The sequence below is a fragment of the Roseicyclus sp. genome (assembly GCF_052168335.1).
Classification (GTDB): Bacteria; Pseudomonadota; Alphaproteobacteria; order Rhodobacterales; family Rhodobacteraceae; genus Roseibacterium.
The window spans coordinates 1-10,732 of record NZ_JBQLZP010000271.1 but is presented as its reverse complement, the minus strand read 5'-3'; the positions used below and the strand labels follow the sequence as shown (position 1 = coordinate 10,732).

8 protein-coding genes are annotated in these 10,732 nt (G+C 70.5%); 7 read left to right on the top strand and 1 reads right to left on the bottom strand.

Translation table 11 applies throughout. The features are described 5' to 3' along the window. On the bottom strand, window positions 1–471 hold a 471-nt coding region (locus ACTS11_RS08280), incomplete at its 3' end, for an IspD/TarI family cytidylyltransferase (RefSeq protein ID WP_442639852.1). Window positions 472–652: 181 nt separating this feature from the next. Between ACTS11_RS08280 and dusB the strand changes: the two genes are divergently transcribed. The 7 genes from dusB to ACTS11_RS08245 all read left to right on the top strand — a co-directional run. Continuing rightward, the gene (gene dusB / locus ACTS11_RS08275) at window positions 653–1,639 is read left to right on the top strand and encodes a tRNA dihydrouridine synthase DusB (protein ID WP_442639851.1); all 987 of its coding nucleotides are present in this window, start codon (window positions 653–655) and stop codon (window positions 1,637–1,639) included. Next, window positions 1,636–2,706 (top strand): two-component system sensor histidine kinase NtrB, encoded by a 1,071-nt coding sequence (locus ACTS11_RS08270; protein WP_442639850.1) that lies wholly within the window; start codon window positions 1,636–1,638, stop codon window positions 2,704–2,706. The genes dusB and ACTS11_RS08270 overlap by 4 nt, the downstream gene beginning before the upstream one ends. Window positions 2,707–2,733: 27 nt before the next feature. Then, complete coding sequence (locus ACTS11_RS08265) at window positions 2,734–4,110, top strand: response regulator (RefSeq protein WP_442639849.1); 1,377 nt, start codon at window positions 2,734–2,736, stop codon at window positions 4,108–4,110. 145 nt (window positions 4,111–4,255) lie between these two features. Next, a complete protein-coding gene (locus tag ACTS11_RS08260; protein ID WP_442639853.1) occupies window positions 4,256–6,466 on the top strand; it encodes an ATP-binding protein in 2,211 nt (736 codons plus the stop codon). Continuing rightward, window positions 6,467–7,864 (top strand): nitrogen assimilation response regulator NtrX, encoded by a 1,398-nt coding sequence (gene ntrX / locus ACTS11_RS08255; protein WP_442639848.1) that lies wholly within the window; start codon window positions 6,467–6,469, stop codon window positions 7,862–7,864. It abuts the gene before it with no gap. Window positions 7,865–7,937: 73 nt separating this feature from the next. Further along, window positions 7,938–9,314: a Trk system potassium transporter TrkA gene (gene trkA, locus ACTS11_RS08250; protein WP_442639847.1), complete on the top strand. Its 1,377-nt coding sequence runs from the start codon at window positions 7,938–7,940 to the stop codon at window positions 9,312–9,314. A 3-nt stretch (window positions 9,315–9,317) separates the two neighbouring features. Then, window positions 9,318–10,732 (top strand): potassium transporter TrkG (locus ACTS11_RS08245; protein ID WP_442639846.1); only part of this gene is annotated, 1,415 nt, incomplete at its 3' end.

The window sequence follows — 10,732 nt, the reverse complement described above, 5'->3', positions numbered from 1 at the left end:
GGTGCCGGTCACGGTGCCGTCGCCCCGCCAGAGCGCGTCGGTGACGGGCAGCGCCGGGGCGGCGCCCTCGTGGGTCGCCAGCGCGGCGAGCACGCCGTCGATCACGCTGCGGGACACCAGCGGGCGCGCGGCGTCGTGGATCAGGACGAAGGGCAGGGCGCCCGACACGGCCGCGAGCCCCGCGCGCACCGAGGCGTCCCGCGTGGCGCCGCCCACGACATCGCAGAGGGGCGTCTCCGCGGCGATTCCGGCGGTGGCATAGAGTGCGGCGTCGTCGGCGTTCCGCACAACGACGATCTCGCCGACGGCGGGATGCGCGTCGAAGGCCGCGACCGTGCGCGCCAGCACGCTCCGACCCGCCAGGCCCCTGTATTGCTTGGGCAATCCGCCGCCCGCGCGGACGCCCCGCCCGGCCGCGACGATGATCGCGGCGGCGGTCGGGGGCGTGTCGGTCTGGGGCGCGGAGGACATGTGGCGCGGTTTAGGACCAAAGCGGACGCGGCACAATGCGGCGCTGCAACTGCCCAAAAAATGTGCGATATGGTCAAAAGCGCGGCTGCGCCCCGGCGCAGTCGCTGTGACAAAAGGCTTTTCTTTGAACTCCGAATCTGCCCGCTCTATCGAAGGGGCGTCGTGCACAAGGTTTGAGCAATTGGCCGTTTCGCTGGCAGATACGGGCCTCGCCCCTCCGGTCCTTCTCGCGCCCATGGCCGGGATCACCGACCTGCCGTTCCGGCGGCTGGTCGCGTCCTTCGGCGCGGGCCTCGTGGTCTCGGAGATGGTGGCCAGCCGCGAGATGGTGGAGGAGAAGCCCTCCGTCCGCGCGCGGGCCGAGCTCGGCCTCGGCGAGGCGGCGACGGCGGTGCAGCTTGCGGGACGCGAGCCCTGCTGGATGGCCGAGGCCGCGCGCATCGTCGCGGGGCAGGGCGCGCGGATCATCGACATCAACATGGGCTGCCCGGCCAAGAAGGTCGTGGGCGGCCTCTCGGGCTCGGCGCTGATGCGCGACCTCGACCACGCGCTGTCGCTGATCGAGGCCGTGGTGGGCGCGGTCGACGTGCCGGTGACGCTGAAGACGCGGCTCGGCTGGGACGACGACCTGATGAACGCGCCCGAGCTCGCACGCCGGGCCGAGGGGGCGGGGATCGCCATGGTGACGATCCACGGGCGCACCCGCTGCCAGTTCTACAAGGGACGCGCCGACTGGGCCGCGATCCGGGCGGTGAAGGAGGCCGTCTCGATCCCGGTCATCGCCAACGGCGACATCCGTGACGCGAAGGACGCGGCGCGCGCCCGCGCCCTCTCCGGCGCGGATGGCGTGATGGTGGGACGCGGGGCGCAAGGCAGACCCTGGGCGCTGGCCGAGATCGGCGCGGCGCTCCACGGCAGCCCGCGCCCGGAGGTGCCGCGCGGGGCCGCCCTCGCGGCACTGGTGGCGGGCCACTACGAGGACATGCTGTCCTTCTACGGGGCGGAGCTGGGCCTGCGGGTCGCGCGCAAGCATCTCGGCTGGTACATGGACGAGGCGGGCACGCCCGCCGCGCTGCGCCGCCGCCTCCTGACCGAGGGCGATCCGCGCGCGGTGCTGCGGCTTCTCGGCGACGCGCTCGACCTGAGCCCTGGGGCGGCCGCCGCATGAGCGCGGTCACGAATTCGCTCTGGGCCTCGCTGCCCGTCCCGGCGCTGATCGTCGACGCCGAGGACCGTATCCGCGACGTGAACCCGGCCGCCGAGACCTTCCTCAACGCCTCGCGCCGCTCGCTCGAGGGCCATCCGGTCTGGGACAAGATCTTCGTGGACGCGCCGCTCGAGGACGCCTTCTCGCGCATCCGCGAGGGGCACTCGGCGCTCTTCGTCAATTCGGTCGACGTGGGCACCGGCAGCCGCAAGCCCGTCTCCTGCGACGTGCAGATCGCGCCGCTGGCCGACAAGCCCGACCACGTGCTCGTCCTGCTCGAGAACCGGGAACTCGCGGGCCGCCTCGACCGCGCCATGTCCTCGAAATCGGCGGCGAAATCGGCGATCGGCATGGCCGAGATGCTGGCCCACGAGATCAAGAACCCGCTCGCGGGCATCACCGGGGCGGCGCAGCTCATCTCGATGAGCGCGAGCGGCGAGGAGCGCGAGCTGACCGACCTCATCGTGGCCGAGACGCGGCGCATCCTGAAGCTGCTGGAGCAGGTCGAGGAGTTCGGCAACGTCCGCCCGCCCGAGCGGCGCGCGGTCAACATCCACGACGTGCTCGACCGCACGCGCAAGCTCGCCGCGATGGGCTTCGCCGCGCACATGGAGATCGAGGACGACTACGACCCCTCGCTGCCACCCGCCTGGGGCGATCCCGACCAGCTGAGCCAGGTGTTCCTGAACCTCCTGAAGAACGCCGCCGAGGCGGGCCGCGCGGGCGGCACGATCCGTCTGCGCACCTTCTACGAGCTTTCGCTCAAGGTCCGCCGTCGCGACGGGACGCAGGGCGCGGTGCCCCTCCAGGTCGAGGTGATCGACGACGGCCCCGGCATCCCGCCCGAAATCGCCGGCGACATCTTCGAGCCCTTCGTCTCGGGGCGGGAGAACGGCACCGGCCTCGGCCTCGCGCTGATCTCCAAGATCATCGCCGACCACGAGGGCTGGATCGCGGTCGATTCCGTGCCCGGTCGCACCGTCTTTCGCATCTCCCTTCCCATCGCGCCGCGCGAGGCCACGCCGTGAGCGCATCAAGTCCCGGAGCATACTGACATGGACGGCACCGTTCTCGTCGCCGACGACGACCGCACGATCCGCACGGTCCTGACCCAGGCGCTGACGCGCGCGGGCTGCAAGGTGCACGCGACATCGAGCCTGATGACGCTCATGCGCTGGGTCGAGGAGGGCAAGGGCGACCTCGTGATCTCCGACGTCATCATGCCCGACGGCAACGGGCTCGAGACGCTGCCGAAGATCTCCGAGAAGCGGCCCGGCCTGCCGGTCATCATCATCTCGGCGCAGAACACGATCATGACGGCGATCCAGGCGACCGAGGCCGACGCCTACGACTACCTGCCCAAGCCCTTCGACCTGCCCGACCTGATGAAGCGCGCGGCCCGCGCGCTCGACCAGAAGCGCCGCTCGCCCGCGCCCTCCAAACCCGTCTCCGAGATCGTGCCCTCGGCGCAGGAGGATCTGCCGCTCGTGGGCCGGACGCCGTCGATGCAGGCGCTCTACCGGCTGGTGGCGCGGGTGATGAACACCGACCTCCCCGTGCTCATCACCGGCGAGAGCGGCACCGGCAAGAGCCTGATCGCCCGCGCGATCCACGACTTCTCGGACCGCCGAACGCTGCCCTTCGTCGTGGCCGCGCCCGCCGACCTCGAGGGGATGGACGGGCCCTCGACGGTGATGGCGCGGGCCCGCGGCGGCTCGATCCTCTTCGACGAGGTGGGCGATCTCGGCGAGGCCGCGCAGGCCAAGATCGTGCGGATGCTCGACGCCATGGGCGACAGCGCGCCGCGCGTCATGGCCACCAGCCAGAAGGACCTGATGGAGCGGATGGAGGCGGGCGAGTTCCGCCAGGACCTGTTCTACCGGCTCGGCGGCGTCGCGATCTCGGTGCCATCGCTGCGCGAGCGGGTGGACGACATCCCGCTGCTCGCCAACCACTTCCTCGCGCGGGCCGAGCGCGACGGGGCGAGCCTCCGGCGGTTTTCCTCCGAAGCGATGGACCTCGTGCGCGCCTATTCCTGGCCCGGCAACGTGCGCCAGCTCGAGAACACGATCCGCCGCCTCACCGTCACCAGCCCCGCCGAGGAGATCACCCGCGCCGAGGTCGAGGCGGTGCTCGGCTCGCAGCCCGCGATCGAGCCGCTGATGGGGGGCGGGCAGGGCGACAAGCTCTCGGCCTCCGTCGCCAAGCACCTGCGCCGCTACTTCGACCTGCACGGCGGCGTGTTGCCGCCGCCCGGCCTCTACACCCGGATTCTCCGCGAAGTGGAGGGTCCGCTGATCGAAATCGCCCTCGAGGCGACCGGCGGCAACCAGGCAAAATGTGCCGAGCTTCTGGGGATAAACCGCAATACCTTGAGAAAAAAGATTACCGATCTGGATATTCGCGTGACTCGGCGCCGCAAGTTGATGTAAGAGGGCCACAGGTTCGTGGCAGAATAGGCACGGCCACGAAAGGTCCTTGGCGGAGCCTCCGCCGCCTGTGCTGGAGCAGTGATGCATCGTGGTTGACCGGTCGGCGGACAGGGCGGCTCCCTCGCTCATCGAGCGCCTCGCGCTGATGCGGAAGGAGCGCCGCTGGCGCTCGGCCGGGACGCTCGGGCTGGTGATCCTGGGGCCGGTTCTGGCGGTCGCGACCTTTCTCGTCCTCGGTCCGCTCGCCGAATCCGCCGTCACGCCCGCGCTCCGGCTCGTGCTCCTCGCCGACCTCGTCTACATCCTCGTGGTGGCGGCGCTTGTGCTGCGGGAGGTGGCGCGCATTCTCGCCTCGCGGCGCGCGCGGTCGGCCGGATCGCGACTGCACCTGCGCCTCACCGGGGTCTTCACCGTCGTGGCGCTGGTGCCCACGATCCTCGTCGCGGTCTTCGCCACGATCACGGTGAACATGGGCCTCGAAGGCTGGTTCTCGGACCGGGTCTCGACCGCGCTCGGCAATTCGCTGGACGCGGCGCAGGCCTACCAGCAGGAACACCGCGACGACCTCTCGCAGGATGCGCGCGCGCTGGCGGCCTTCCTGAACCTCAACCGCCGCGCGGCGCCGTTCCTGACGGATGGCGAGCTGCGCCAGCTTCTCAGCCAGGGGCAGGGCGGCATCCAGCGGGGCCTGCGCGAGGCCTTCGTGATCGACGGCGGCGGCGAGATCCGGGCGCGGGGCGAACGCAGCTACCTCTTCGACTTCGAGCGTCCGACCGACGCGCAACTGGCCGAGGCCGAGCGGGGCGACCTCGTCCTGATCGAGGACCGCGCCCAGAACGAATTCCGGGCGCTCCTGCGCCTCGACGCGTTTCCCGACCGCTACCTCTACGTCTCGCGCGACGTGGACGGCGAGATCATCGCCCTCCTCGACGAGACGCAGCAGACCGTGCGCCTCTACCGCCAGCTCGAGCTCGATCGGGGGCGGGTGCTGTTCGAGTTCGGGCTGCTCTACCTCGGCTTCGCGATCATCATGGTGCTGGCCGCGATCTGGCTGGGCCTCTGGTTCGCCGAGCGGCTGTCGCGGCCGGTTGGGCGGCTGGCCAGCGCCGCGCAGCGTGTCGGCCAGGGCGACCTCGACGTGCGCGTGCAGGAGGAGCAGACCGACGACGAGATCGCGATGCTCGGCCAGCTCTTCAACCAGATGACGCGGCAGCTCAAGGGCCAGCGCGATGCGCTGATCGAGCAGAACGCAGCGACCGAGGCGCGCCGGCGGCTGTTCGATTCCGTGCTGACGAGCGTGACGGCGGGCGTGATCGGCCTGAACGCCGAGGGGCGGATCGACTTCATGAACCGTTCGGCGATCAAGCTTCTCGGCCTGATCGACCAGCGCGATTCCGGCCTCTCGCTCCAGGCCGCGGTGCCCGAGTTCGCGGCGCTCTTCGAGCGTCTCACCGGCAGCTTCAGCGAAAGCGTGCAGGAGGAGATCAAGCTGACCCGCCGCGGCAAGCAGGAGAGCCTCTTGGTCCGCATGGCCACGCGGCGCAACACCGACGGCGCGCTCGAGGGCTACGTGGTCGCCTTCGACGACGTGACGGACCTCGTCTCGGCGCAACGCATGGCCGCCTGGGGCGACGTGGCCCGCCGCATCGCGCACGAGATCAAGAACCCGCTGACGCCCATCCAGCTCTCGGCCGAACGCATCAGGCGCAAGTTCGCCCGCCACCTCTCGGAGGAGGACGCAGCCCAGCTCGAGCAGATGACCGAGGTGGTGGTGCGGCAGACCAACGACCTGCGCCGCATCGTCGACGAGTTCTCCAAGTTCGCCCGCATGCCCGAGCCCGAGACGCGGGTGGAAGACGCCGTGCAGCTCCTGCGCGAGGCGGTGACGCTCCAGCGCGCGGGCCAGCCCGGCACCGTCTTCGCGGTGTCGCTGCCCGACGCCCCGGTGATGGCCGAGCTCGACGCCACGATGATCGGGCAGGCGCTCACGAACCTGATGAAGAACGGCGGCGAGGCCATCGAGAGCCTGGTGGAGAAGGGCGCGCCCGAGGGCTTCCGCCCCGAGCTCCGCGTGCGGATGGAGACGACGCCCGAGACCTTCGTGATCGAGATCGCCGACAACGGCATCGGCCTGCCGCCCGACCGCGCCAAGCTCTTCGAGCCCTACGTGACCACGCGCGAGAAGGGCACGGGGCTGGGCCTGCCCATCGTCAAGAAGATCGTCGAGGAGCATGGCGGCACGCTCGAACTGATCGACGCCGAGGAGTTTTCGCAAGGCGCGCATCGCGGAGCGATGGCGCGGATGACATTGCCGCGGCTCAGGGACCAGGTCCGGGCCAATGGCGGGGAGGGATAGATGACCGACATTCTTGTGGTCGACGACGAGCGCGATATCCGCGAGCTGATCTGCGACATCCTCGAGGACGAGGGCTACACCACGCGGCGCGCGGGCACCTCGGACGAGTGCATGGCCGAGCTGAACAAGGCCGCGCCGGGGCTGATGGTCCTCGACATCTGGCTGAAAGACAGCAGCATGGACGGGATCGACATCCTCAAGCACGTGCGCCAGGACAACCCCGACGTGCCGGTCGTCATCATCTCGGGCCACGGCAACATCGAGATCGCGGTCGCCGCGATCAAGCAGGGCGCCTACGACTTCATCGAGAAGCCCTTCAACATCGACCAGCTCCTCGTGGTGATCCGCCGCGCGATGGAGACCTCGCGCCTGCGCCGCGAGAACGCCTCGCTCCGCCGGCAGGAGGTGCGCGCCACCGACATGGTCGGCTCCTCCGCCGCGATCCGCACGCTCCGTTCGCAGCTCGAGAAGGTGACGAAGTCGAACGGCCGGGTGATGCTGCGGGGCGGGCCGGGCTCGGGCAAGGAGGTGGCGGCGCGCTGGATTCACGCCCATTCCAACCGCTCGGGTGCGCCCTTCGTCACGGTCTCCTCCGCCGCGATCCAGCCCGACCACATGGAGGAGGTGCTCTTCGGCCGCGAGAGCCCCGAGCGCGGGGTGGAGCAGGGCCTCCTCGAACAGGCGCATGGCGGCGTCATCTACTTCGACGAGGTCGCCGACATGCCGCTCGGCACGCAGTCGAAGATCCTGCGCGTGCTGGTGGACCAGTCCTTCACCCGTGTCGGCGGCACTGCGAAGGTCCGCGTCGATCTCCGCGTGATCTCGTCGACGACGCGCGACCTCCAGTCCGAGATCGCGGCCGGACGGTTCCGCGAGGAACTGTATCACCGGCTGAACGTGGTGCCGATCGACGTCCCCACGCTCGAGGACCGGCGCGACGACATCCCCGAGCTCGCCCGCCACTTCATCGCGACCTTCAACCGCGACCAGGGCCTGCCGCTGCGCGAACTCGGCGAGGATGCCGTGGCGCTCCTCCAGACGATGAGCTGGCCCGGCAACGTCCGGCAGCTCCGCAACGTGATCGAGCGCGTGCTGATCCTGGGCGAGGGCACGGGCCCCATCGAGGCCAAGGACGTGCCGAGCCCCGCCGAGAGCCGCCAGGGCGACGGCGAAGGGCTGGCGCTGTCGGCGTCGCTCACCACGCTGCCGCTGCGCGAGGCGCGCGAGCTCTTCGAGCGGCAGTATCTCCTGGCGCAGATCAACCGCTTCGGCGGCAACATCAGCCGCACGGCCAGCTTCGTGGGCATGGAGCGCTCGGCGCTGCACCGCAAGCTCAAGTCGCTCGGCGTCGTGACCTCGGGCAAGACCGGCGCGCGGATGGCGCAGATGGAGGACTGAGGCGCTTGATTGACGCCACCGTCCCGCTCTGCCATCCATCTGGTCCCAGGGACACCCGGACGGTGAAGGGCACATGAAGGTCATCATCTGCGGTGCGGGCCAGGTCGGCTGGCAGATCGCGCGGCACCTGTCCGGCGAGAACAACGACGTCACGCTGGTGGACAACAATCCCGCGCTCGTGCGCCGCGCGACCGATACGCTGGACGTGCGCGGGATCACGGGTTTCGCGAGCCATCCCGACGTGCTCGACACCGCGGGCGCGCGGGACGCCGACATGATCATCGCGGCGACCTTCTCGGACGAGGTGAACATGGTGACCTGCCAGGTCGCCCATTCCGTCTTCTCCGTCCCGCGCAAGATCGCGCGCCTGCGGAGCCAGTCCTACCTCGACGCGATCTATTCCGACCTCTACCGCCGCGACCACCTGCCCATCGACGTGGTGATCTCGCCCGAGCGCGAGGTGGCGGAGGCGGCGCTCCGGCGCATCGGCTCGCCCTCGACCTTCGACACCGAGAATTTCCTCTCCGGCGACGCGCAGATGCTGGGGATCGCGCTCTCTTCCGAGTGCCCGGTGCTGAATACGCCGCTCAAGCAGCTGTCGGAGCTGTTCTCGACGCTGCGGGCCATCGTGGTGGGCGTCCGGCGCGACGGGACGCTCTTCGTGCCCGAGCCGGGCGACCAGCTCTTCGAGGGCGACCAGATCTACGTCTTCACCCACGCCCAGGACGCCGAGCGCACGCTCGAGATCTTCGGCAAGACCGCGAAGCCGCCCGAGCGCGTCATCGTCATCGGCGGCGGCAATGTCGGCCTGACGGTCGCCCGCACGCTCGAGCGGCGCCAGCAGCGCGTCCGCAGCCGCGTGATCGAGGCCCGCCGCGACCGGGCCGAGATCGCCGCCGACGCGCTGGAGCGGACCATCGTGCTCCACGGCGACGGGCTCAACATGGAGCTTCTGAAGGAGGCGGGGGTCGAGCGCAGCGACGCCGTCCTCTGCGTCACGGACGACGACAAGACGAACCTCCTGGCCTCGGTGCGGGCGAAGTCGGCGGGCGCGCGCATGGCCATCGCGCTCGTGAACGATCCGACGCTGGTGCCGCTGATGGAGCCCCTCTCGATCGACGCCTACATCAATCCGCGCGCCACGACCGTCTCCTCGATCCTGCGCCATATCCGGCACGGGCGGGTGCGCGGCGTCTATTCCATCGGCGACGCCGAGGCCGAGGTGATCGAGGCGCAGGTGCTTTCGACCTCGTCCATCGCGGGCAAGGCCGTGCGCGAGATCGACTTTCCCGAGGGCGCGATCCTCGCCGCCGTGCAGAAGGGAGGCAAGGTGCTGAGGCCCACCGGCTCGACCCGGATCGAGGAGGGCGATTCCATCGTGATCTTCGCCCTCGCGGCCGACGTTCCCGCGGTGGAGATGCTCCTCCAGGTCTCCATCGACTTCTTCTGAGCGATGGTGGACTGGTTCCGCAACCTGCCGCTCTTCGTGGTTCTGCTCTGGCTCTCGGCTGGCGCGATGCTGCTGCCCTCCGGTGTGGCGGTGGCCTCGGGCGATTACGCGACGTCGCGCGCCTTCTTCTACGGCAGCCTCCTGACGATGGTGGCGGCCACCCTCATCGGCATCGCGACGCAGGGCAACCGCACGCCCCCGAGCGAGCGGCGCCAGCTCGTCACGCTGGTCCTGTCCTACCTCCTCCTGCCGGTCGTCCTCGCCGTGCCGATGGAGGAGGCGGTGGGCAACACGCGCTTCATCAACGTCTATCTCGACATGGTCTCGGCCCTGACGACGACGGGTGCGGTGATCCTCGAGCCCGAGCGGCTCGCGCCCGCGGTGCATCTCTGGCGGGCGACGGTGGGCTGGCTCGGCGGGCTCCTCATCTGGGTCAGCGCCATGGCGGTGCTGAACCCGCTCGGGCTCGGCGGGGCGGAGGTCACGGCGGAGGCGCGGGTCGCGGGCGGGCTGCCGTCCAACGCCTCGCAGACCGGCGCCATCGGCCCGGCCGAACGGCTGCGCGCCAGCGCGGCGCAGCTCGCGCCGATCTATCTCGTGCTGACGGTGACGCTCGCCCTGCTCCTCGTGACGGCGGGGGAGGCGCCGCTCGTCGCCGTCATCCACGCCATGTCCACGCTCGCCACCTCGGGCATCACGCCGGTCGACGGGCTCGAGGGGCGGCCGGCGGGCATCGCGGGCGAGGCGATGATCCTCGTCTTCCTGGTCTTCGCGCTGTCGCGGCGGACCTTCTCGGACCGCTTCGACCGCACCTGGTTCGAACGGGTGGCGGCCGACCGCGAGGTCCGGCTCGCGGCCTTCGCGGTGGTGGTCCTGCCGACGCTCCTCTTCGCGCGGCACTGGCTCGGCGCGCTCGAGGTGGACACGGTCGCCGACATCGGCAACGCGGTCGCGGCGCTCTGGGGCGGCGCCTTCACGGTCCTCTCCTTCATCACCACGACGGGCTTCGTCTCGGAAAGCTGGGTGGAGGCGCGGCAATGGTCCGGGCTCGAGACGCCGGGCCTCCTCCTCGTCGGGCTGGTGCTGATGGGCGGGGGCGTCGCCACGACGGCGGGGGGGCTCAAGCTCCTCCGGGTCTACGCGCTCTACAAGCACGGCGCGCGCGAGATGGGCAAGCTGATCTATCCCAACTCGGTCGCGGGCGCGGGCCGCCTCGGGCGCCGCATCCGCCGCGAGGGGGCCTATATCGCCTGGATCTTCTTCATGCTCTTCATCCTGTCGCTCGCCGCGGTCCAGCTGGCGCTGGCGGCGACGGGCCCGGGCTTCGAGGAGGCGCTGATCCTCGCCGTCTCGGCGCTGACGACGACGGGACCGCTGGCCGAAATGGCGGGCGAGGCGCCGGTCTCCTACGCGACGCT